This is a genomic window from Sphingomonas sp. Leaf10 (assembly GCF_001421245.1).
Lineage (GTDB): Bacteria > Pseudomonadota > Alphaproteobacteria > Sphingomonadales > Sphingomonadaceae > Sphingomonas.
On sequence record NZ_LMKE01000014.1, the window covers coordinates 17379 to 41047 of the forward strand.

Annotated in this window: 20 protein-coding genes; 9 read left to right on the forward strand and 11 right to left on the reverse strand. The window is 66.3% G+C overall.

Features of this window, described 5'->3' with window-relative positions; genetic code table 11:
• Nucleotides 1-61: 61 nt before the first annotated feature.
• Nucleotides 62-1330: a PQQ-dependent sugar dehydrogenase gene (locus tag ASE59_RS12350; protein ID WP_056456513.1), complete on the reverse strand. Its 1269-nt coding sequence runs from the start codon at nucleotides 1328-1330 to the stop codon at nucleotides 62-64.
• A gap of 291 nt (nucleotides 1331-1621) precedes the next feature.
• Here ASE59_RS12350 and ASE59_RS12355 point away from each other — a divergent pair, with 291 nt between their 5' ends.
• Both ASE59_RS12355 and ASE59_RS12360 read left to right on the forward strand, forming a co-directional pair.
• Nucleotides 1622-2644 (forward strand): polysaccharide pyruvyl transferase family protein, encoded by a 1023-nt coding sequence (locus tag ASE59_RS12355; RefSeq protein ID WP_056456515.1) that lies wholly within the window; start codon nucleotides 1622-1624, stop codon nucleotides 2642-2644.
• A gap of 7 nt (nucleotides 2645-2651) precedes the next feature.
• On the forward strand, nucleotides 2652-3536 hold the full coding sequence (locus ASE59_RS12360; protein ID WP_056456517.1) for a glycosyltransferase family 2 protein: 885 nt from the start codon (nucleotides 2652-2654) through the stop codon (nucleotides 3534-3536).
• A gap of 151 nt (nucleotides 3537-3687) precedes the next feature.
• Here ASE59_RS12360 and glmS read toward each other — a convergent pair whose 3' ends face one another.
• Nucleotides 3688-5511, reverse strand: coding sequence for a glutamine--fructose-6-phosphate transaminase (isomerizing) (glmS, locus tag ASE59_RS12365; protein WP_056456518.1), 1824 nt, complete (start codon nucleotides 5509-5511; stop codon nucleotides 3688-3690).
• Between the two features lie 27 nt (nucleotides 5512-5538).
• Nucleotides 5539-6903, reverse strand: a complete 1365-nt coding sequence (glmU, locus tag ASE59_RS12370; protein WP_056456647.1) for a bifunctional UDP-N-acetylglucosamine diphosphorylase/glucosamine-1-phosphate N-acetyltransferase GlmU — start codon at nucleotides 6901-6903, stop codon at nucleotides 5539-5541.
• Between the two features lie 61 nt (nucleotides 6904-6964).
• Between glmU and ASE59_RS12375 the strand changes: the two genes are divergently transcribed.
• Nucleotides 6965-7633, forward strand: coding sequence for an HAD-IA family hydrolase (locus tag ASE59_RS12375; RefSeq protein WP_056456520.1), 669 nt, complete (start codon nucleotides 6965-6967; stop codon nucleotides 7631-7633).
• Nucleotides 7634-7787: 154 nt separating this feature from the next.
• Nucleotides 7788-8573 carry an SDR family NAD(P)-dependent oxidoreductase gene (locus ASE59_RS12380; protein WP_056456522.1) on the forward strand — a complete coding sequence of 262 codons (786 nt, stop codon included), beginning with the start codon at nucleotides 7788-7790 and terminating at the stop codon, nucleotides 8571-8573.
• A 22-nt stretch (nucleotides 8574-8595) separates the two neighbouring features.
• Here ASE59_RS12380 and ASE59_RS12385 read toward each other — a convergent pair whose 3' ends face one another.
• The 8 genes from ASE59_RS12385 to pyrE form a co-directional block, all read right to left on the reverse strand.
• On the reverse strand, nucleotides 8596-9789 hold the full coding sequence (locus ASE59_RS12385; protein ID WP_056456524.1) for a glycosyltransferase: 1194 nt from the start codon (nucleotides 9787-9789) through the stop codon (nucleotides 8596-8598).
• 13 nt (nucleotides 9790-9802) lie between these two features.
• On the reverse strand, nucleotides 9803-10315 hold the full coding sequence (locus tag ASE59_RS12390) for a DUF2141 domain-containing protein (RefSeq protein WP_235515749.1): 513 nt from the start codon (nucleotides 10313-10315) through the stop codon (nucleotides 9803-9805).
• On the reverse strand, nucleotides 10315-11229 hold the full coding sequence (locus ASE59_RS12395; protein ID WP_056456527.1) for a hypothetical protein: 915 nt from the start codon (nucleotides 11227-11229) through the stop codon (nucleotides 10315-10317). Before ASE59_RS12395 ends, ASE59_RS12390 begins: the two co-directional genes overlap by 1 nt.
• A gap of 42 nt (nucleotides 11230-11271) precedes the next feature.
• Nucleotides 11272-11910 carry a maleylacetoacetate isomerase gene (gene maiA / locus ASE59_RS12400; protein ID WP_056456530.1) on the reverse strand — a complete coding sequence of 213 codons (639 nt, stop codon included), beginning with the start codon at nucleotides 11908-11910 and terminating at the stop codon, nucleotides 11272-11274.
• Nucleotides 11907-12863 carry a signal peptidase I gene (gene lepB / locus ASE59_RS12405; protein WP_056456532.1) on the reverse strand — a complete coding sequence of 319 codons (957 nt, stop codon included), beginning with the start codon at nucleotides 12861-12863 and terminating at the stop codon, nucleotides 11907-11909. Before lepB ends, maiA begins: the two co-directional genes overlap by 4 nt.
• 8 nt (nucleotides 12864-12871) lie before the next feature.
• Entirely contained in the window at nucleotides 12872-13279 is a 408-nt protein-coding gene (acpS, locus tag ASE59_RS12410; RefSeq protein ID WP_056456533.1) for a holo-ACP synthase, read from the reverse strand.
• Between the two features lie 142 nt (nucleotides 13280-13421).
• A complete protein-coding gene (locus ASE59_RS12415) occupies nucleotides 13422-14150 on the reverse strand; it encodes a pyridoxine 5'-phosphate synthase (RefSeq protein WP_056456536.1) in 729 nt (242 codons plus the stop codon).
• The gene (gene pyrE / locus ASE59_RS12420) at nucleotides 14147-14728 is read right to left on the reverse strand and encodes an orotate phosphoribosyltransferase (protein ID WP_056456537.1); all 582 of its coding nucleotides are present in this window, start codon (nucleotides 14726-14728) and stop codon (nucleotides 14147-14149) included. The genes ASE59_RS12415 and pyrE overlap by 4 nt, the downstream gene beginning before the upstream one ends.
• Nucleotides 14729-14931: 203 nt before the next feature.
• Between pyrE and coxB the strand changes: the two genes are divergently transcribed.
• From coxB to ASE59_RS12445, 5 genes are all read left to right on the forward strand, one after another.
• Nucleotides 14932-16128, forward strand: a complete 1197-nt coding sequence (gene coxB, locus ASE59_RS12425; protein ID WP_056456539.1) for a cytochrome c oxidase subunit II — start codon at nucleotides 14932-14934, stop codon at nucleotides 16126-16128.
• 1 nt (nucleotide 16129) lies between these two features.
• Nucleotides 16130-17788: a cytochrome c oxidase subunit I gene (gene ctaD / locus ASE59_RS12430; protein WP_056456541.1), complete on the forward strand. Its 1659-nt coding sequence runs from the start codon at nucleotides 16130-16132 to the stop codon at nucleotides 17786-17788.
• A 194-nt stretch (nucleotides 17789-17982) separates the two neighbouring features.
• On the forward strand, nucleotides 17983-19752 hold the full coding sequence (locus tag ASE59_RS12435) for a DUF1800 domain-containing protein (protein ID WP_056456544.1): 1770 nt from the start codon (nucleotides 17983-17985) through the stop codon (nucleotides 19750-19752).
• Complete coding sequence (locus ASE59_RS12440) at nucleotides 19749-21140, forward strand: DUF1501 domain-containing protein (RefSeq protein WP_056456547.1); 1392 nt, start codon at nucleotides 19749-19751, stop codon at nucleotides 21138-21140. Before ASE59_RS12435 ends, ASE59_RS12440 begins: the two co-directional genes overlap by 4 nt.
• 188 nt (nucleotides 21141-21328) lie before the next feature.
• Complete coding sequence (locus tag ASE59_RS12445; RefSeq protein WP_056456548.1) at nucleotides 21329-23620, forward strand: TonB-dependent receptor; 2292 nt, start codon at nucleotides 21329-21331, stop codon at nucleotides 23618-23620.
• Nucleotides 23621-23669: the final 49 nt, after the last annotated feature.

Below are 23669 nucleotides of genomic sequence, written 5' to 3' on the forward strand. Positions count from 1 at the left end.
CCAGGGAGAGGAGCAATGGCGCTTACCTTGCCGCTGAATATCGAATGGGCCTGAGGTTCCCTCACCCCGTCCGTCGCACCAGCCACACCGTGTCGCCGGCATCGTCGACGACGAAGATCGCACCGTCGGCGCGCGTCTGGATGCTGACCGGGCGGCCGTACACGGTGCCTTTCTTCGCATCCGCGACGAAGCCGGTCAGGAACGGTTGCGGTTCGCCGGTCGGGCGGCCATTGGCGAAGGGGACGGCGAGCACGTCGTAGCCGCTGAAGCTCGACCGGTTCCACGATCCGTGCCGCGCGACGAAGGCGGTCGGGGCGCCCTGTTTCGCGAAGCCGATGCCGAGTGCGGCGGCATGGGCGCCGACCGCGACGTCAGGCAGCAGCGTGGTGCTGAGCAACTCGCTCTTCTCGTTGGCGTGGCGCGGGTCCTGCTTGCCGTAATAGCTGTAGGGCCAGCCGTAGAAGCCGCCCTCGCGGACGCCGACCAGATAGTCGGGCGAAATATCGTCGCCGATTTCGTCGCGCTCGTTGACCGCGGTCCACAGGGTCGCGGTACCGGGGACGAAATCCATGCCGACCGGGTTGCGCAGGCCCGAGGCATAGAGCCGCTCGCGCCCGGTCGACAGGTCGATGGCGAGGATCGCGGCGCGGCGCTTTTCCTCATCCATGCCATATTCGCCGACATTCGACGCCGACCCGACCGAGACATAGAGGGTGCGCCCGTCGGGGCTGGCCAGCAGATTGCGGGTCCAGTGGTTGTTATACCCGCCCGCCGGCAGCGTCGCATGGGTGCGCGGCGCTCCGGTGATGCTGGTCGCGCCCAGTCGATAGGGGAAGCTGACGACCGCATCGGTATTGGCGACATACAGCCGCCCGCCGACATATTGCATCCCGAACGGCTGGTTCAGCCCTTCGCGAAGGACGAAGCGCTGTTCGGCAATGCCGTCGCGATTGGCATCGCGCAACAGGGTGATGCGGTTGGCGCTGTAACCGGTTGTCTTCGACAGCGCCTGTCCGCGCGCGACCTCGGGATCGGCGTCGAGCTTGGGCAGGGTGCGCGCTTCGGAAACCAGCACGTCGCCGTTCGGCAGCAACAACGCCTGACGCGGATATTCAAGGCCGCCGGCGAACTTCACCACCTGCCACCCGCGCGGGGCGGTGGGGGTGCGTCCTTCGGGCCAGCCGATGGTGGTCGGGTGGTTGACCACCGATTCGGTCGCATAGGGTGGATCGGTTTCCTTCAGGCCGGGAATGGCTTTTTGCGGTGCCTGCGCCATCGCTGCATTCGACACCAACACCAGCGCCACCGCGCCCAAACTGCGGACCTTCATCGCATATCCCCATGCTGTCATGGCGGCGACAACCGCAGCGCGGGCGCATGGGGTCCGTCAGCAACGAAAAGATACGCGATCGGTACGGTGACACTCCTCGCCGGCGTGGCGCGGGCAAGGTCGGTTTCGAAGAACAATCCTTTGTTCGGGGCAATTGTCGCGGCGGGTCGGCCGGGCGGAAGTAGCTGTACCATCCGACAACTTCCCGTTTGTGGATTAAACGCGATTGGTTGTTGAATTGACTCTTCGGCCGAACCCGACCATGCGCGCCCTATCATCATTGGGGGACGTATGAGCGGACACGGTAACGAGACCTCGCGCTCGGCGGAAAGCGTCATCGCGGCACAGCGCGCATTGCTGCTGACGGAATTCGGCAAGCATGTCAGCCATGGCGAGCCGTATGCGATCGTCGACTTCCCGGATTACGGCAATGTCGGCGACAGCGCGATCTATCTCGGCATGCTGTCGATCCTGCGCGAGCTGACCGGTCGTGATCCGAGCTATGTGGCAAGCCTCGCCCGCTTCAACGCCGACGCGCTGCGCCGCGCGGCACCCAAGGGGCCGATCTTCCTGCAGGGCGGCGGCAATTTCGGCGATATCTGGCCGAAGCACCAGCATTTCCGCGAAAGCATCGCCAAGACCTTTCCCGAACGCCGCCTGATCCAGGGGCCGCAGTCGATCCATTTCCAGGACGATGTCGCGATCAAGCGTTGCGCCGAGACGTTCGGCGCGCACCCCGATTTCCATATCATGGTCCGCGACCGGCCGAGCGTCGAGTTCGTGCAGGAGCGGCTGGACCTAACCGCGTCGCTGGTGCCCGACACCGCCTTCGGGCTTGGCCCGTTGCGGCGTCCGGCAGCACCGACGCGTGACATCGTCATGCTGATGCGCACCGACAAGGAAAAGGTCGCGCTCGACGAAACCCTGCTGAAGAACTTGCCCGACGCCCGCGAAGCCGATTGGCGCGCCGAGTCGGAAAACTGGCGGAAATGGTCGCGCCTCTACGCCAACGTCCGTGGGTTGCTGATGGGTGGCGTGGTGAAGAGCCGCCGGCAGGTGCTGGTCAGCAAGCAGCTGGCCGACATGCGGTTCGATCGCGGTGCCCGCATCCTGAGCGACGGGCGCAAGGTCATTACCGACCGCCTGCATGCGCACATCATGTGCACGCTGCACAACATTCCGCACGTCTATCTCGACAATTCCTACGGCAAGATCGGCCGGTACGGCGCGGTCTGGACCAATGGTCTGGGCATCGCCCGGCAGGCGACGTCGGCCGAGCAGGCGATCGAACTGCTTCGCGAAGTCGGAAACTGAGGGCGCCATGACTGACCCCGAATTCAGTGTCATCATCTGTACGCTGAACCGCGCGTCGCAATTGCCTCTGGCGCTGGACGCGCTGAGCATTGCGGTCGACCGCGCGCAGCAGGCGATCGAGGTCATTCTGGTCAACAACGGATCGACCGACAACACGCAGCAGGTCATGGAAGACTGGGCGGCGAAGCAGTCGGTGCCGGTACGGATCGTGGTAGAGGAACGGCGCGGACTGTCGTGCGCCCGCAACGCCGGGCTGGCGGCGGCGCGCGGGCGGATCATCGTCATGACCGACGACGACTGCACGTTGGAACCCGACTATTTCGACCATGTCCGCGCCGCCTATGCCAGGGACTCGCGGGAAGTGATCCGGGGCGGCATGGTCACGCTGGGCGACGACCGTGACATTCCCTTCACGACCAAGCTCGACCCCAATCCCGCCGAACTGGGGCCGGTGGCGATGCCGAGCGGCTTCATCATCGGCGCGAACTTCACGATGCAGCGCGCGGTTGCCGAGCGGATCGGCAAGTTCGACGAACGTTTCGGCGCGGGGGCGCCGTTCATCGGATCGGACGACACCGATTATCTGGTGCGCGCCCAGAATCTGGGCGTTCCGATCCTGTACGATCCGACCTTTCGCGTCGCCCATTACCATGGCCGGCGCGGCATGGACCAGGCGCGCAAGATGTATCGCGGCTATGGTTTCGGCAACGGCGCGCTGTTCGCCAAGCACCTGAAGCAGAAGCGGGTCCGTGCATGGATGGCCGAAAGCGTCCGCGCCGCGATCCGCGACATATTGGGCAAGACGGAGCACGACCTGATCGACAAGCGGGACGTCTTCAAGCTGAAGCACCATGTGCGCGGCTTCGTGGCGTATATCCGCCACCGGGGGTGACCTTTCAGATCCTCCCCACACCGTGGGGAGGGGGACCGCCGCGTAGCGGTGGTGGAGGGGGGTGGCTGCAGACGGAACGGTTGCGTCGCGCGGCCCTTCCCCTCCACCAGCTTCGCTGGTCCCCCTCCCCGCGTAGCGGGGAGGATTTGCATCACTCCACCGTCACGCTCTTCGCCAGATTGCGCGGCTGGTCGACGTCGGTGCCCTTGGCGACGGCGACGTGATAGGCCAGCAACTGCACCGGCACCGCGTACACGATCGGCGCGATCAGCGGGTGGACCTTGGGCATGGTGATGGTGGCGATGCAGTTTTCGCCCGCCGCCTGAATGCCGTCATAGTCGGAGATCAGCACGACCTTGCCGCCGCGCGCCTGCACCTCCTGCATGTTGCTGACGGTCTTGTCGAACAGCGGCCCCGACGGAGCGATGACGATGACCGGTACGGACTCGTCGATCAGCGCGATCGGGCCGTGCTTCATCTCGCCGGCGGCATAGCCCTCGGCATGGATGTAGCTGATTTCCTTCAGCTTCAGCGCGCCTTCGAGCGCCAGCGGATAATCGGTGCCGCGCCCCAGATACAGCACGTCGCGCGCCGCCGCGATGACGCCCGCCATCGCCTCAATCGATTCGTCATAGGCGAGCGCGCCGTTGATCGAAGCCGGTGCCTCGGCCAGATGGCGGACGATGGTCCGCTCCTCGGCCTCGCTCAGCCGCCCCTTGGCCTTGGCGAGGTTCGCGGCGAGCGCCGCGAGGACGGCGAGCTGGCAGGTGAACGCCTTGGTCGAGGCGACACCGATCTCCGGTCCGGCATGGGTCGGCAGCAACAGGTCGGCCTCGCGCGCCATGGTGCTGGTCGGCACGTTGACGACGACGGCGATGGTCTGGCCCTCGCCCTTGGCATGGCGCAGCGCCGCGAGCGTGTCGGCGGTCTCGCCCGACTGGCTGATGAACAGGGCGAGGCCGCCCTCCTCCATCACCGGCGCGCGGTAGCGGAACTCGCTGGCGACGTCCAAATCGACCGGCACGCGGGCGAATTGTTCGAACCAGTATTTGGCGACCATCCCGGCATAGAAGCTGGTGCCGCAGGCGACGATGGTGACGCGCCGAATCCCCGACAGGTCGAATTCGGGGATCGGCAGCGACACGCGCCCTTCGAAGCGCTGGAGATAGCCGCGCAGCGTTTGCGCCACGACGATCGGCTGCTCGTAGATCTCCTTCTGCATGAAGTGGCGGTGATTGCCCTTGTCGATCAGCGCGCCGGTGACGCCCGACAGCGTGACCGGGCGGTCGACAGGATTGTTGTCGCGATCGAAGATCTCGGTGCCGTCACGGCGGCAGACGACCCAGTCGCCCTCCTCCAGATACGCGATACGCTGGGTCAGCGGGGCCAGCGCCAGCGCGTCGGAGCCAAGATACACCTCACCCTCGCCATAGCCGACGACCAGCGGCGACCCCAATCGCGCGCCGATCAGCAGGTCGGGGTGTTGGCGGAACAGGATGGCGAGCGCGAAGGCACCGTGCAAGCGCGGCAGGATCGCCTTGACCGCATCGGCCGGGGACAGGCCGGCTTCGACCTGTTCGCTGACCAGGTGGGCGACGACCTCGGTATCGGTCTCGCTGGTGAAGACCCGGCCGCGCGCGGTCAGTTCCTCGCGCAGCGGCTTGAAATTCTCGATGATGCCGTTGTGGACGACGGCGATCTCGTCGGTGGCGTGCGGGTGGGCATTGTTGGTGGTCGGACCGCCATGCGTCGCCCAGCGGGTATGGGCGATGCCGACATGGCCGGGCAGCGGATGGTCGGCCAGTTCGACGGCGAGGTTCTTCAGCTTGCCCGAGGCGCGGCGACGCTCGATCGCGCTGCCCTCTACGGTAGCGATACCCGCCGAGTCATAGCCACGATATTCGAGGCGCTTGAGCCCGTCGAGCAGCCGGTCGGCGACGCTGTCGGTGCCGATGATGCCAACAATTCCACACATATTCGTCTCTCCGGCGGGATCGCCCGCTTATTTCTTCGACTTGGCGGCCTTGATCGTCGCCTGTTTGACACGGAAGCGCTTGGCCCAGCCGGGATGGTCGGCACGTTCGGCACGGACCAGCGCAAGCGCGTCGGCCTCGACATCGCGGGTCACGGTCGACCCGGCGGCGACCAGTGCGCCGTCGCCGATCTTGACGGGTGCGACTAGCGCGCTGTTCGATCCGATGAAGGCGCCCTCGCCGATCTCGGTCCGGTATTTGAAAAAGCCGTCATAATTGCAGGTGATGGTGCCCGCGCCGATATTGACGTCCGCGCCGACGCTGGCGTCGCCGAGATAGGTCAGGTGGTTGGCCTTCGCCCCCACCCCCAGCGTCGTGTTCTTCACCTCGACGAAATTGCCGACGCGGCTGCCCTCGCCCAGCACCGCGCCGGGGCGCAGGCGGGCATAGGGGCCGACGTCCGCCTTCGTCGCAACGGTAGCCCCTTCGATATGGCTGAAGGCGTGGATGGTGACATTGTCGGCAATGCTCACGCCGGGGCCGAACACGACGTTCGGTTCGATCGTCACGTCACGGCCAAGCTTGGTATCGTGCGCGAAGAACACGGTTTCGGGCGCGACCAGCGTGACGCCGTCGGCCATCGCCTGTTGGCGGCGCTTCGCCTGCCACGCACCCTCGACCGCCGCCAGTTCGGCGCGGCTGTTGATGCCGGCGACTTCGTCCGCCGCCGTCTCGATGACGACTGCGCCGTGCCCGTCGGCGATCGCCAGCATGACGATATCGGGCAGGTAATATTCGCCCGCCGCATTGGCGTTGCCGACCCGGTCGAGCAGCGCCCACAGGTCGCGGGCATGCACCGCAGTGACGCCGCTGTTGCACAGATCAACCGCGCGTTCGTCCGCCGAGGCGTCCTTATATTCGACCATCTTGACGATGTTGCCAGCATCATCGGCGATGATCCGCCCATAGGCGGCGGCTTCCGAAGGACGGAAGCCGAGCACGGCGACAGCCGGCTTGTCATCGGCATCGAGCCGGGCGGCCAGCCGCGCGACGGTATCGGCGGACAAGAGCGGCGTGTCGCCGAAACAGACGAGGACGATGCCGTCATGATCGGCCAGCGTCTCACGTGCCTGCAATGCCGCATGGGCCGTGCCGAGCTGTTCGCGCTGCCACGCGATCTCGACGCCGCGCCCGGCGACCGCTGCCTCGACCTGTTCGCCGACCGCGCCGACGATCACCACCCGGCGCGAGATGCCGGCGGCGTTCAGGCTGTCGAGCAGGTGGAACAGCATCGGCTGCCCGGCCAGCGGGTGCAGCACCTTATGCTTCGACGACTTCATGCGCGTGCCCTGCCCGGCGGCGAGGATCACGGCGGCGATCGGTTGCGCGTTCATGCCGCGCTCCTTGGCATACGACCCTTGCCAATTCCATATCGGCCACGCCAAAGCGGCCCAGATGACAAAGATTTCATTCGATATCGTCGGCTTCGATCTCGACGGGACGTTCGTCGATACCAGCGGCGACCTGACCGATGCGGTCAACCACGCGCTGGCCGATGCCGGGCGACCGCTGCTGACCCGCGAACAGGTGATCCCGATGATCGGCGGCGGCGCGAAGCATATGCTGCGGCAGGGGATGGAAGCGACGGGCGGCTGTGACGAGGACGAACTGAACCGGTTGATCGGGCTGCTGCTCGATTACTATGCCGCGCATATCGCGGTGCATTCGCGGCCGTTTCCGGGCGCGATGGCCGCGCTCGATGCGCTGGAGGCGAGCGGCGTGAAGGTCGCGATCGTCACCAACAAGCTGGAGGGGCTGGCGCGGCGGCTGCTGGGCGAACTCGACCTGACGCGGCGCTTCGCCTGTATCATCGGCGGCGACACGCTGGGGCCGGGCAAGTCGAAGCCCAACCGCGCGCCGATCGACGCGATGATCGAACGCTGCGGCGGCGGGCGGGCGGCGTTCGTCGGCGATTCGCATTTCGATATCGATGCGGCGCGGAATGCCGGCATCCCCTCCGTCGCCTGTTCGTTCGGATTCCTGATGCAGCCGGTGGCGGAACTGGGCGCCGATGCGGTGATCGACCATTATGACGAACTGATCCCCACGCTCGCCCGCCTTTAGCTTGATCCGCTCGCGCGGATCGGCGGTTCCGGCCCGCTCCCCCGCCCGGCCACCCGGAACCTGTCCGCAGGATGACCGGAAGGGGGGAGCGGGCCGGAGCCACGGAACCGACCGTGCCCCCGAACGCTCCGAACGCGACCATAGGAGAATTGCCATGACCCGCCCCGCCGCCCTCATCACCGGCGCATCGTCCGGCATCGGCCTGAGCTTCGCGCATCATCTGGCGCGGACGGGCCACGACCTGATCCTCGTCGCGCGGCGTGAGGACCGGCTGCGTTCGATCGCCGAGGAGCTGAGCGCCGAACACGGCATCGATATCGAGGTGATCGTCGCCGACCTGGCCGACCCCGACGATCTCGACGTGGTCGAGGAACGGCTGGAGGCGGGCGAACCGGTCGCGCTGTTCGTCAACAATGCCGGCTTCGCCGCGATGGGCAAGGTCGGCGAGGGCGACCGTGACGACATGACCGACATGCTGCTGCTGAACGTCGTCGCGTTCAGTCGCCTGGCCGATGCGGCGATGGCCGGCATGAAACGGTCGGGCAAGGGCACGATCATCAATGTCGGATCGGGGACGCTGTTCACCAAGACGCCGACCTATGCCGGCTATGGCGCGACCAAGGCCTATGTCGCCTATTACACCCGCGTGATGCAGGTCGAGGCGAAGGACAGCAACATCCGCGTCCAGCTGTTGATCCCCGGCGTCACAGCAACCGATTTCCACCATGTCGCGGGCAAGAGCGTCGACGACTTCCCGCCCGAACGGGTGATGGAAGCCGACGATCTGGTCGTCGCCTCGCTACGCGGGCTGGAACTGGGCGAGGCCGTGTGCATCCCCTCGCTGCCCGATACGGCCGACTGGGCGGCGCTGGAGGCGGCGGAGGCAAGGATCGCGCCCAATGCGTCACGCGACCGGGTGGCGGACCGCTACCGCAACTGACGCGCCGCCCCCGCGCCGGTTATTACCGGGCGAACCATTCCGGGTAGCGCTGCGCCTTCTCCGCAACCAACTGCTCGTAATAGCGCATCAGGTCGACCGCGTGATCGCGGTCGGTCCTGACCCGCGCCGCCGCTGCGTTGGCCGCTGCCTTGACCACATCATAGTCGCGCGCGAACATCCGGGCGATCGCGTCCGCCGCCGATCGTGGATCGCGCGCGGCATAGGTTTCGGCAAAGGCCGGCTCGGCGATCTCGGCGCAGCCGCCCTCGTCGGGGACGATCAGCGGCAGGCCCGATGCCAACCCCTCCAGCCCGACCAGCCCGAACGGCTCGGCATCCGATCCGTGGATCAGCGCGTCGCAGCTGGCCATGATCCGGGCGAGGCGGACGCGGTCGTAGACCGGGCGGAACAGCTTGATATGCGGGCTGTTCTTCAACCGGTGTTCCAGCCGGCGGGTATGCACGCCGCTGCCGATCTGGATCATGCCGACGGGCAGATGCTCGCCCGCCATCTCGACCGCATCGAAGATCATCGGCCAGCGTTTCTCGGCATGATGCCGTCCCAGCCCCAGCAGCAAATGCCCTTGTGGCGGCAACCCCAGCTGTTCGAGCAACGACGCGCGCAATTGTTCGTCGCGATGCTCGGGTGAAAAGAAACCGCGCTGGATGCCGAGCGGCATCGACGCATGAACGGTCAGCCCGCGCGCGGCGTGCCGCTTTTCCAGCGCCGGACCGTTGGTGACGAACGCATCCATCTTGGCGAGGTAGCGCGCCATGTAGCGCGTCCACCACATGAACGCCTCCTCGATCCGCTCGCGGCTGGCCAGCCGTTCGAACCAGCGCAAGGGGTAGGCGCCGACATTGTCGTTATGCGCGAAATAGACCTTCACCGCATCGCCCGGCCAGTCGGCGACGATGGTGGCCGGGCGCCACGGACTCGATGCCTCGACCACATCGGGATGCAGTTCGTCGAGCAGCGCGTGGATCGCCCCGCCGCGTACGAAGATGCCGTAATTGGGGTCGAGCACCAATGTCGGCGCCTTCACCCAATGGATGCGCCCGCCACCGGGGCGTTCCTCGACGGTATTGTGCTTGGCGGGTGCTATGACGATCAGTTCGTGGCCCAGTTCGGCCATGATCGTCATCTTGTGGTCGATATAGGTGCGGACCCCGCCGCCGGTGGGCGAATAGAATTCGTTGACGTCGACGACGCGCATCGGACGGGGTCGTTCAGCCGAGCGGGGCGAAACCGCCCAGCCCGCGCAGATACTGGGCGCGCACGGTCGTGGTCGTCACGCCGGCCGGCACGTTGACGATCGCCTGTGCCAGCTTCGGCCGCGCCCGCCCGAGCTTGCCCGCGCCCGGAAACCCGGCGCCGTCGCGCATGAAATTGAACTTGTTGCGCCCGTCGCGGTCATGGGTGAACAGCAGCGCATAGCGGCCGGGCGACGGCGCGCGGATGCACATCTGCACCGCGCCCGACGCCGGCATCTCGGCCCAGACCCGGCGGAAGAACTTGCCCTCGGCGCGCAGGTCGCGATCGTCCTTCAGGAAATCGGCCTCGCTGGCCGGGTACAGCTCCAGCTTCAGCCGGCCGGTGCGGTCCTTCAACCCGACGACATTGACGCGGATCGCCGGCCCCTGCCCATTGTTGCAGGCGGCGGCATCGCTGCCGATCGATTGCGCGGCGGCGGGCGTGGTGACGAGCAACGCTGCACCGAGCAGCGTCAGGGGCAATTGCATCATTCTTTCCTTGCGAGCGCAGGAAGCCCGAATGCCGCCATCAACACCGCGTGGGTAAACAGGGTGAGTGTCGCGACGAACGCGACAAGGTCGGACAGGGCTTCGCCATGCCCGATGAACATAATCGCGAAGTTGGCGAAAAGAAGGTCTTTGTTCGGCAGCAGCGGCAAACGCGATACCACCAGCCGACCGGCGGCAAGGAACAGCCACCATTCGATGGACACGTTGGGCATAGCGAAATAGCTGGCGATGCCGAAGGCGAGCGAGCCGAGCACCAGGCGCGCGCAGTGTACGCCGAAAATCCAGCCGAGCATTGGCGCGGGCAGCGAAAATACCCGGCGCGAGAACAGCAGCAGCACGCCCGAAATCCCGACCGCGACCGCCGCCGACCAGCTAAGCATCCTGAGCTGCGACGCCGTGAACAGTTCGAAGGCGAAGGGCAGCGCCACCGCCAGCATGCCGACGGTCACGATATTGCCGGCGATGCCCGACAGGATCGTCACGTCCTTCACCGCCCCGAACGGCGCGGTCACCATCTTGAGCCTGGCGCGCGCCCAGGCATAGAAGAACACGTCGCCCGAATAGCCGATGACGACATCGTTCGCGATCCGCTTGCGCACCAGCGCGCCGAACCCGTCGAACGGCAGCCGCCACAGCCGGCGAAAGATGAGAAAATCGAACAGCGGCGGCGACAGATAGGCGAGCGCGAAGAAGACGTAGAACCACGGCGAGTCCGGTGCGGCCAGTTCGACCCCGGCCCAGCCATGATCGAACAGCTCCCACGCCAGTCCGACGATCATCAGGCCGGACAATGCCGCGCCAAGGATGCGCGGCCAGCGCGGACGGAACCGCTCCAGCGGTTCCAGCCCGGCCAGATCGGGACCAGCCCGTGCGGCGTCGGTATCGCTTACCATGTCGCGCGACGTCCTACGCGGTCGGCCCAGCGTTCGCCAGCATCATGCCGCGGGTGCCATCCGGTCGGGATGCGCAGCGACGAAGGCCGGCAGCGCCGACGCCCGCGCATCGATCGCGACCAGTTTCGGCCATGGCGACAGGTCGAGTTCGAACCGCCGCGCATTGTAGAGTTGCGGCACGAGGCAGCAATCGACCACGCCGGGCGCGTCGCCGCCGAAGAAGCCGTCCGCCGGCGCGCTCGCCTCCAGCGCGTCGAGGCCCAGCGCGATCCAGTGACGATACCACTCCGCCTTCGCCGCCGCATCGGCCCCGAAATGGCTTTCCAGCCGCTGCAACACGCGCAGATTGTCGATCGGGTGGATGTCGGCGACGATCACCAGCGCCAACGCCAGCGCCTGCGCGCGGGCCAGCGGATCGGCGGGGAACAGGCGCGGTTCGGGATAGGCGGTATCCAGCCAGTCGAGGATCGCCAGCGACTGGGTCAGCACCGTCCCGTCGGACAGCGCCAGTGCGGGCACCAACCCTTGCGGGTTGCGCGCCAGATGGTCGGCGGACCGCTGCTCGCCCTTCAGCAGCGAAATCTCGACGCGGTCGTGGGTGACGCGCTTCAGGTTCAACGCGATGCGGACGCGATAGCCGGCCGACGACCGGAAATAGTCGTACAGCGTCACGTCACTCACTGGGCGTCGCCCCGTGACGGCACCAGCGAGGTGCCCGCGCGACCGCTGCGGAACGAGCTGAACCATGTTGCCGGGTTCAGGCTGGTCGTGCCGTCGAGCGAGAAGGTGATGAACTCGGCACGCCCGCCGATATTCTCCCATGGCACCGGCCCGCCCAACCCCCGCTCGGCTTCCGAGAAGCGGCTGTCGGCGCTGTTGTCGCGATTGTCGCCCATCAGGAAGACATGGTTGGCCGGAATCACGATCGGCGCGAAATTGTCGCCCTGCGAATAACCGAGATCGATCGTGTCATATTGCCGCCCGTTGGACAGCGTTTCGCGAACCATCGGCAGGCGGCAGAACGCGCCCTTGTCGGTCCGCACCAGCGCGCCGGGATATTGATACGCATCGCAGCGGGTATTGGCGTCGACCGGGATCATTGCGTCGCCCATCGCTTTGCGCGGAATGGCGACGTCGTTGATGTAGACGACACCCCCCGCCACCTCCAGCCGGTCGCCCGGCAGACCGATGACGCGCTTGATCAGGTCGGTGTTGCTGCCGGGCGGCTTGACGATAACCACGTCGCCGCGCTCCGGCATCGATCCCCACAGGCGACCATGCCATGCCGGCAACTGCACGCTCCACGTATCCTGCGGCTGATGCAGCACGATGTCGCGGAACATCGCCACCGGATTGGGGATGGTCGGCGACACGAACGACCAGCCATAGGCATATTTGCTCACCACCAGCCGATCGCCGACGCGCAGGCCCGGCAGCATCGATTCGGAGGGGATGTAGAACGGCTTGGCGATGAAGCTGTGAAAGCCCAGCACCACCAGCAACAGCCAGAACAGCCCGCGCAATTCGCCCTTCCAGTCGAGCCGCGCACGTCGCGGCGGATGCTGGTGGGCAGGCGCCGGGGTCGGCGACGACGCAGGAACCCCCTGGTTCTCCAGCGCCAGATGATCGGCCATCAATCGTCCTACTCTGTTGCCGGCACCGCCTCGATGATGACGAACGCCTGCGCCCAGGGGTGATCGTCGGTCATCGTCAGATGCACTTTGGCGACGTGGCCCTCGGGCATCATCGCGTCAAGTCGCGCTTTCGCTCCACCGGTCAGCGCCAGTGTCGGCGCGCCCGATGGAGCGTTGACCACGCCGATGTCGCGCATGAACACGCCCGCCGCGAAACCCGTGCCGACCGCCTTCGAAAACGCTTCCTTGGCGGCGAAGCGCTTGGCGAGCGTCCCGGCGCGCGTGAAGGGGCGTTTGGCGGCCTTCGCCTGTTCGACGTCGGTGAACACGCGGTGGAGGAAACGGTCGCCGAAGCGGTCGAGCGACGACTGGATGCGTTCGATATTGCAGAGGTCCGAGCCGAGACCGATGATCATAAGATACTCCCCAAGCTTGCTTGGGGAGGGGGACCGCCGCCGAAGGCGGTGGTGGAGGGGGGGCGCGCAGCGCCGGCTGCGCCGCCGCCCCCTCCACCATGCTGCGCATGGTCCCCCTCCCCATCTGCGATGGGAAGGATTTTCACCGCGCGGTCTCCATCAGATCCTTCATCCGCCGCACCATCGGGCCGAGGCCGCCGAAAATCGCCTCCCCGATCAGGAAATGCCCGATGTTCAGTTCGCGCACCTGCGGGATCGCCGCGATCGGAATCACATTGTCGAACGTCAGCCCATGCCCGGCATGGACCTCGATCCCGTTCTTCGCCGCCAGCGCCGCCGCATCGGCGATGCGGCGCAGTTCGGCGACCTGCTCCTCACCGGCCAGTTCGGCATAGCGGCCGGTATGCAGTTCGACCACCGGCGCGCCCAGCGCGACCGCCGCGGCAATCTGTTCGGAATCGGGTTCGATGAACAGCGACACCCGCACCCGTGCCGCCCCAAGTTCACGCATCATCGGAGCAAGCGTGTTGTGCTGACCAGCGGCATCCAGGCCGCCCTCGGTGGTACGTTCCTCGCGCTTTTCGGGAACGATGCACGCGGCGTGCGGACGATGGCGCAGCGCGATGCCGAGCATCTCGTCGGTCGCCGCCATTTCCAGATTGAGCGGCACGGTCAGTTCCGCCGACAGCCGCGCGATATCGTCGTCGGTGATGTGGCGGCGGTCCTCGCGCAAATGGGCGGTGATCCCGTCCGCGCCGTGTTCGGCCGCCAGCAGCGCCGCCCGCACCGGATCGGGATAGCCCGATCCGCGCGCATTGCGGACCGTCGCAACGTGGTCGATGTTGACGCCGAGCCGCAGCGGCCCGCTCATGCCGCGCGGCTCCCCGGCTTTATCGCCGGGATCGCCGCCAGCTCGGCGGGCAGTGCATCGGGCTGATAGCTCGGCACGTCGAGGCGGATGAGCGGAAAGAACGGCACGCCCAGATCGGCAGTGCCGTTCGACCGGTCGACCAGCGACGCCGCCGCGACGACTTCGCCACCCGCTGCTCCGATCGCGGCAATGGCTTCGCGCGACGACAGGCCGGTGGTCACGACATCCTCCATCATCAGCACGCGTGTGCCGGCATCGATGCGAAAGCCGCGCCGCAGTTCGAACGTACCGGTCGGCCGTTCGAGGAACATCGCGGCCACGCCCAGCGACCGGCCCATCTCATGCCCGACGATCACCCCGCCCATCGCCGGCGCGATCACGACCTCGATCGATTCGCGCACGTCGCCCGGCAGGCGGCGGGCGAGTTCGTCGCACAGCCGCGCGGCCCGGCGGGGGTCCATCAACACGCGCGCGCATTGCAGATAGCGTGACGAACGCAGCCCCGACGACAGGATGAAGTGTCCCTCCAGCAGCGCTTCCGCCTGCCGGAATTCGTCGAGGATCGCGTCGTCGTTCATGGCTGTCATCCCGCCCATTGCCGTCGCGCGCCCTCTACTGCCGCCGGGGGTGCGTTCGCAACCATCGCTTGAGGCCGGGCGACATGCCGCGTATAGCCCGGTGGGTTAGGGTTTCCAAACGCCCGCGCGACGCGACCACGCCAATCTAGAAGCGTGCCGCGTGCCACATAACGGGGTGACACGACACGATGCGAAGCATTGGGATGAGGATGTTGGTAATCGCGGCGGCTGCCGTACTGGCCGGTGGTGCGTACGCGCAGCAGCCGGCGGCGGTGACGCCGGGCAGCGGCGAGGTCGCGACCGCGCCGCAGGCGGGTGCCCCGCCCCCCGGATCGGCGGAGGCCAATCCCACCGGACAGGTAACGCCGCCCGCGACCGCCGCAGCACCCGCCCCGGCCGCGGTGCAGGATCCGACGCTGAACGCAGACGGATCGCCGCGCATGGTCGCGACGCCGCATGTCGGCCAGCCCACCGATCGCACGATCGACCTGCAGACCCAGTTCACGCCCACCGGGCGTGAGGGCAAGGCGTTCCACAACAACATCCTGATGCCGGTGATCGTCGCGATCTCGCTGCTGGTGCTGTTCCTGCTCGGCTATGTCGCGGTCCGCTTCCGGGAAAAGGCGAACCCGGTCCCGTCGAAGACGTCGCACAACACCGCCATCGAAATCATCTGGACCGCCGCCCCGGTGCTGATCCTCGCCGCGATCGCGGTGCCCTCGATCGGCCTGCTCGCGCGCCAGTTCAAGCCCGCGCCCGACAATGCCGTGACGCTGAAGGCGATCGGCAACCAGTGGTTCTGGAGCTACGAATATCCCGATTATGGCGGCGTGTCGGTGACCGCCAACATGCTCAAGGAAAAGGATGACGTAGCTGCGGGTCAGCGGTTCCGCACCGATGCCGACGGCCCGCGCCTGCTCGCGGTCGACAACCGCATCGTGCTGCCCGTCGGCGTCCCGATCCGCCTGATCACCACCGCGACCGACGTGATACATAGCTGGGCGATCCCGGCCTTCTGGATCAAGCTGGACGCGGTACCCGGACGGCTGAACGAAACCAGCTTCACCATCGAGAAGCCGGGTCTGTATTTCGGCCAGTGCAGCGAGCTTTGCGGCGCGCGCCACGCCTATATGCCGATCGCGGTCGAAGCGGTGCCGGTGGCGCAGTTCAACCAGTGGATCCGCGCCAAGGGCGGCACGCTGCCCAGCCCCGCCGAGGCCGCCGCGCCCAGCAATGCCGTGATCCCGCAGCCCGGCGCCGACGTCGCCGACGCCACGTCGGAAGCCGGCAATACCGCGAGCGATCCCGGCACCCCGGTCGTCAACGCGACCGAAGCCGCCTCCCCCTCCACCCAGCGCGCCACCGGCAACGGCGGCGGCGTCGGCAACGTGGACCAGTAAGATGACCGATTCCGCCCTTTCCGGCCACCACGCGTTCGATGCCCACGGACATGGGGCTGACGCGCATCATCACGATGCCGACCACAAGCCGGCCTTCTTCGCCCGCTGGTTCATGTCGACCAACCACAAGGATATCGGGACGCTGTACCTGATCTTCGCGATCGTCGCGGGGATCATCGGCGGAGCGATTTCGGGGCTGATGCGCCTCGAACTCGCCGAACCCGGCATCCAGTGGCTGCCATGGCTGTCGGGGCATGAAGGCGATCAGGCGCTCCATTTCTGGAACGTGCTGATCACCGCCCACGGCCTGATCATGGTGTTCTTCATGGTCATGCCGGCGATGATCGGGGGCTTCGGCAACTGGTTCGTGCCGATCATGATCGGCGCGCCGGACATGGCGTTCCCGCGCATGAACAACATCTCGTTCTGGCTGCTGATCCCCGCCTTCGCGCTGCTGCTGGGCAGCACGATGTTCGGCGGCGGCGCGGGTACCGGCTGGACGGTCTATGCGCCGCTGTCGACCTATGGTGAACCGGGGCCGAGCGTCGACATGGCGATCCTGTCGCTGCACCTTGCCGGTGCGTCGTCGATCCTGGGCGCAATCAACTTCATCACCACCATCTTCAACATGCGCGCGCCGGGCATGACCCTGCACAAGATGCCGCTGTTCGTATGGTCGGTGCTGGTCACCGCCTTCCTGCTGCTGTTGGCATTGCCGGTGCTGGCCGCCGCGATCACCATGTTGCTGACCGATCGCAAGTTCGGCACGACCTTCTTCGATCCCGCCGGCGGTGGCGATCCGATCCTGTACCAGCACCTGTTCTGGTTCTTCGGCCACCCCGAAGTGTACATCATGATCCTGCCGGGCTTCGGCATCGTCAGCCACATCGTCGCGACGTTCAGCCGCAAGCCGGTGTTCGGCTATCTCGGCATGGCCTATGCCATGGTCGCGATCGGCGCGGTCGGCTTTGTCGTGTGGGCGCACCACATGTTCACCACCGGCCTGTCGGTGAATACCAAAATGTATTTCACCGCCGCGACGATGATCATCGCGGTGCCGACCGGCATCAAGATCTTCTCGTGGATCGCGACGATGTGGGGCGGATCACTGCGCTTCCCGACGCCGATGCTGTGGGCGATCGGCTTCATCTTCATGTTCACGGTCGGCGGCGTGACCGGCGTGGTGCTCGCCAATGGCGGCGTCGACGACGTGCTGCACGACACCTATTATGTCGTCGCGCACTTCCACTATGTGCTGTCGCTGGGCGCGGTGTTCGCGCTGTTCGCCGGCTTCTACTACTGGTTCCCGAAAATGTCGGGGAAGATGTACAACGAACTGCTCGGCAAGCTGCACTTCTGGGTGTTCTTCATCGGCGTGAACGTCATGTTCTTCCCGATGCACTTCCTGGGGGCGCAGGGCATGCCGCGCCGCTACCCGGACTATCCGGATGCCTATGCGTTCTTCAACCACATCGCCTCGATGGGCTATGGCATCATGGCGATCGGAATGGTGTTCTTCTTCGTCAACATCGTCATCTCGCTGATGGCCGGCCGCAAGGCACCGGACAATCCATGGGGCGACGGCGCGACGACGCTGGAATGGACGTTGTCCTCGCCACCGCCGTTCCACCAGTTCGAGACGCTGCCCAAGGTCGACTGACCCGGCCTGCGGACGAAAAACGAAAACGCCCCGGAGCGATCCGGGGCGTTTTTCTTTGGATTTTCGGGGTTCGGACCGGCTGCGCAACCGTCTTGGTAACGTCAAATTAACCATCGTTCCGCTCAAAATTCCGTACGTTAAGCATTCCCCAACCATAGTCCCCTATCCCCGGTGTCAGCGTACAGGGGATTGCCATGTTGGGCGACGAAACGATCATCGATACTGCTGATCGGACAGCGATTTCGGAACAGACGACGCGGGCCTTGCCCGTCGATGCCGCACCCGTCACGGGCCTGACCGCCAGACACGGCGTGGTCGGCGCCGCCGCCCTGTTGGCAGCATGTGATTCGGGCGGTGGGTCGGGTGCCGGCACCGTCACCGTCGCCGGTCCCAACCCGACGCCGACACCAACGCCGACACCGACCCCCAGCCCGACGCCGGCCGCCAATGTCGCCGCACGTTCGGCCAGCCGGTTCCTGGCGCAGGCGACGATGGGCGCGACCCGTGCCAGCATCGATTCGGTCCTGAACACCGGGGTCGCCGCATGGATCGAGGCGCAGTTCGCCATTCCGCGCCAGACCAGCCACTGGGACTGGATGGTCGCGAACGGCGCGACCGAATCGATCAAGGTCAACGTCCAGAGCCAGTATGACGCGAGCGTGTGGCGACAGGCGATCGCCGGCCCCGATGCGTTGCGCCAGCGGATCACGCTCGCGCTGTTCGACTATCTGGTCGTCGGCATGGGCGTGCTGAACATCGACTGGCGCGCGCTTTCCGTCGCCGCCTACACCGATATCCTCGCCGACCATGCGTTCGGAAATTACCGCGACCTGCTGGGTGCCATCACCCGCAACGGAGCGATGGGCCTGTTCCTGACCTTCGTGAACAACCGCAAGGGCAATCCGTCGACCGGCAGCCTGCCCGACGAGAATTATGCACGCGAATTGATGCAGCTGTTCACGCTGGGCGTGAACCAGCTCGAACAGGACGGCACCGTCCGCATGTCGAACGGACAGGCGCTCGAAACCTATACGCTCGACGACGTATCGCAACTGGCTCGGGTGTTCACCGGGCTGCAGCTTGCCTCCAGCGACCGCAAGACGGCCGACCGGATGCGCGAGCCGCTGATCATGAACAGCGAGCTCAACGAAACGGGATCGTCGACCTTCCTGGGCGCGACCGTGTCGGGCGGCGGGATGGCGGCGATCGACGCCGCGCTCGACGTCATCTTCCGCCACCCGAACATCGCGCCGTTCGTGTCGAAGCAGCTGATCCAGCGCCTGGTCACGTCGAACCCAAGCCCGGCCTATGTCGGGCGCGTCGCCGCCGCCTTCGCCAACAATGGCAGCGGCGTGCGCGGCGACATGAAGGCGATCATCCGGGCGATCCTGCTCGACCCCGAAGCACGCGACGACGCAGCGGCGCTCAACACCACGACCGGCGGCCGGCTGCGCGAACCGGTGCTGCGGCTGACCAACTGGGCGCGCGCGTTCGGCGTCACCTCGCCGAGCGACACCTGGGGGTTCGGCGCCACGACCAACACCACCACCCGGCTGGGGCAAGGCATCGGCCGCGCGCCGAGCGTGTTCGGCTTCGTCCGTCCCGGCTTCACGCCGCCGGGCACGGCGATGGCGCAGGCCGGGCTGACCGCACCCGAATTCCTGATCGCCAGCGAACAGACCAATATCGCCTACATCAACTACATGCAGTCGCTGGTCGGCGGTGGCACCGGCGATACCAAGGCCGATTATGCGCCGATGATGGCATTGGCGTCGGACAGCGCGAAGCTGGTCGACGAAGTCAATCTGATCCTCGCCGCCGGACAACTGCGCGCATCGACCATCGCGTCGATCCGGGCCGCCGTCGACAGCATCCCGCTGACAGCGAACAACGCCACGCTCAACCGAACCGGGGTCGCGATCCTGCTGACCCTCGCTTCGCCCGACTATCTGGTGCTCAAATGAACGCTCCGACCATCCTGACCGACGTTTCCCGCCGCGCCTTCCTGCAACGCTCGTCCCTGTTCGGGGTGGCCGGGGTAGCCGCCCCGTTCGTCACGAGCCTCGGCGCGATCGGCGAGGCGGCGGCGGCGACCGCCAGCGATTACAAGGCGCTGGTCTGCATCTTCCTGTCGGGCGGCAACGACCATTACAACACGCTGGTCCCCTATGACCCGACCAGCCATGCCAAATACGCGTCGCTGCGCAGCTCGCTCGCCTTTTCGCGCGAGGCGTTGGCGCCGACCGTGCTGCTGCCGACCGCCGATATGGGCGGGCGCGCCTATGCGCTCGCCCCGGCGATGGCGCCGCTCAGCCCGCTGTTCGATGCCGGACGGCTGGCGGTGGCGATGAACGTCGGCACGCTGATCCAGCCGACGACCAAGGCGCAGTATCAGAACAAGTCGGTGCGCCTGCCGCCGAAACTGTTCAGCCATAACGACCAGCAAAGCTTTTTCCAGGCATCCAGCCCCGAAGGCGCCGGGTCGGGTTGGGGTGGACGGATCGGCGATCTGTATCAGTCTGGCAACGGCACGGCGGCGATGACCTGCATCAACGCGTCGGGCAACGCCGTCTTCCTGTCGGGGCGCAATGCGATCCAATATAATGTCGGCACCGGCGGCCCGGTGCCGCTGCTGCGAAACGCAACCTCGCTCTACGGGTCGAGCGTTGCGGCTCAGACGCTGCGCCAGATGATGACCGAGACCAATCCGCATATGTTCGGCACCGAATATGCGCGGATCAACAAGCGGGCGATGGATACGCAGGCGCAGCTGGCCAACAGCCTGGCGGGCGTGCCCGAATCGAACTTCTCGCTCTTCCCCGAAGACAACGGGCTGGCCGATCAGCTGCGGATGGTTGCGCGGATGATCGCGATCTCTGGCGATTTGGGCACCAAGCGGCAGGTGTTCTTCGTATCGATGGGCGGGTTCGACCTGCACGACAATCTGGCGGGGAATCAGCCACGGCTGTTGACCCTGTTGTCGGAAGCGATGCGCGCGTTCCACGACACGACGGTGGCGCTGGGCGTGGCGGACAAGGTGACGACCTTTACCGGTTCGGATTTCGGGCGGACGCTGCCGTCGAACGGCAATGGCTGCGACCATGGCTGGGGATCGATGCACTTCGTGATGGGCGGCGCGGTCAACGGCAAGCGACTGTACGGCACCGCGCCGCTGGTCGGCAGCGGCACCCCCGACGATGTGGGTCAGGGGCGGCTGATCCCGACCATGTCGGTCGATCAATATGCCTCGACGCTGGCGCGCTGGTTCGGCGTGTCGGACGGCGACATGTCGACGGTGCTGCCCAATATCGGCAATTACGACAAGTCGAGCTGGGGACAGGGGTTCGTCTGAACCGGTGTGCGGAACCGCACGCCCGTCGCATATTGCATACGACTGTCATCTAATTGCCATAAGTCGGCCCTAGCGCGCCCGCCGGGGGTGGTCCGCCCTGCCGTACAGATATTCAGTCACGCGGGGTTCGGGGGAATCACGCGCGGCGGTACGGCAGCGGATCCACCCGTCACAGGGAAGGAACCGACATGCATACCCGTCTGCCGCTGCTTGCCAGCGCCGCACTGATCGCGCTCGCCACGCCGGCATTCGCACAGACCGCCCCGGCACCTGCCGAACCCGCGACCGAGGCCGGACTGGACGATATCGTCGTCACCGCCGAACGGCGCGAGGAACGATTGCAGGACACACCGCTGTCGGTCGGCGTCGCGACCGGCGACGACCTGCGCCAGTTCCAGTCGGGTGGCGAGGACACGCTGCTCTCGCTGTCGGGCCGTATCCCCGGCCTGTATGCCGAAACGACCACCGGCCGCATCTTTCCGCGCTTCTACATTCGCGGTCTCGGCAATATCGACTTCTATCTCGGCGCGTCGCAGCCGGTGACGGTCATCCAGGACGACGTGATCCTCGAACATGTCGTGCTGAAGTCGAACCCGGTGTTCGACGTGGCGCAGGTCGAGGTGCTGCGCGGGCCGCAGGGGTCGCTGTTCGGCCGCAACACCACCGCTGGCATCATCAAGTTCGACACGATCCGCCCGTCGGCCACCTTCCAGAGCCGGGCACAGGCATCCTACGGCACCTATAACAGCGCCAGCTTCGATGCCGGCGTCGGCGGGCCGATCGCCGACGGGCTGATGGTCCGCGTATCGGCGCTGGTCCAGCACCGCGACGACTGGGTCGACAACACCTATGCCGGGTTCAGCGCCGACGGAACGCAGACGCCCAAGAAGGACGCGATGGGCGGCTTCGACGACCGGAACCTGCGCGTGCAGGTCCGCGCGCAGCCGACCGACGCGGTGACCATCGACCTGTCGGGCCATGCCCGCTGGTACGAAGGCACCTCGACCATCTTCCACCGCGCCGCGTTGAAGCGCGGGTCGAACGACGTGTCGGCCGAACCGCGCGACCGCATCGCCCTCGACGAAGGACACAACAACCCGCAGGCGTACGACACCCATGGCGCGTCGGCGCGGATGGCGTTCGACTTCGGGCCGGTAACGCTCAGCTCGATCACCGCCTATGAAACGACCACCGGGTCGAGCCGGGGCGACACCGATGGCGGCGCCGCCGCGCTGTTCCCGGTGAACGGCGCTCCCAATGGCTTCGGCCAGAGCCGCGGCAATATCCGCGACCTCGACCAATGGTCGCAGGAAATCCGCCTCGCCTCGACCGGCACCGGCCCGTTCGGCTTCCAGGTCGGCGGCTTCTATTTCGACAATCGCGACGTCACCGAATTCTATCAGCGCGGCTTTTTCCTGACGACGGCGGCGCGCAACCCGAACAACTGGGTGCGGCTGCGCGACGTCAACACGTCGTGGGCGGCGTTCGGACAGGCGCATTACGACTTTACCGACCGCCTGACGCTGACCGCCGGCGCGCGCATCACCGAGGATACCAAGCGCACCCGGTTGGTGAAGACCGCCAACACCGCCGCCAACGTCGTCACCTATCGCGGGCGCACCGATGTCCGCCTGTCGTCGACCGAGCCGAGCTGGGACGTCAGCCTGCTGTACAAGGCGAGCGACGAATTCAGCCTGTATTCGCGCGTCGCCCGCGGGTTCCGGGGGCCGACGATCCAGGGGCGCTCGGCGGTGTTCAACGCCGACTTCACCACCGCCGATTCGGAAACGATCCTGTCGTTCGAAACGGGGTTCAAGAGCAGCCTGCTCGACAACACGCTGCGGCTGAACGCCACGGTGTTCGGCTACCGCGTCAAGGATATCCAGCTTAACGGCAATGATTCGAACGGCAACGGCGTGCTGTTCAATGCCGACAAGGCGCAGGCGTACGGCGTCGAGGCGGAACTGGACTGGAAGCCGGTGCCGCAGCTGACGCTGGGTCTGGGCGGCAGCTGGCTGCATTCGGCGATCCGCGACAAGCGCGTCTTTGCACAGGTCTGCGCGCTGAACGGTCAGGTGGTGTGCACCGTCGGGAACCCGACGATCCGAGTCGGTGCCAACACCTTCGCCCAGATCGACGGCGAACCGTTGCCCAACGCGCCCGAATATACGCTCGACCTGACCGCGCGCTGGGACCAGCCGCTGAACGACGGCAGCCGGGTATTCGTCGCCACCGACTGGAATTTGCAGGGCTACACGCAATTTACCCTGTACCGCGCGCGCGAGTTCACCGCGAACGGCAATTTCGAAGGTGGGTTGAAGGTCGGCTACGCCCCGCCGTCGGACGCATGGGAATTGTCGGTGTTCGCGCGCAACATCACGAACGAGAAGAACCTGAAGGGCGTGATCGAGAATTACATGGCCGCCGTGTTCAACGATCCGCGGATCATCGGCGTTTCGCTGTCGGGCAAGTTCCGGTAAGCGGCGGACCGCCCCCCTGTCCGTCGTTCCGGCGCAGGCCGGAATGGAC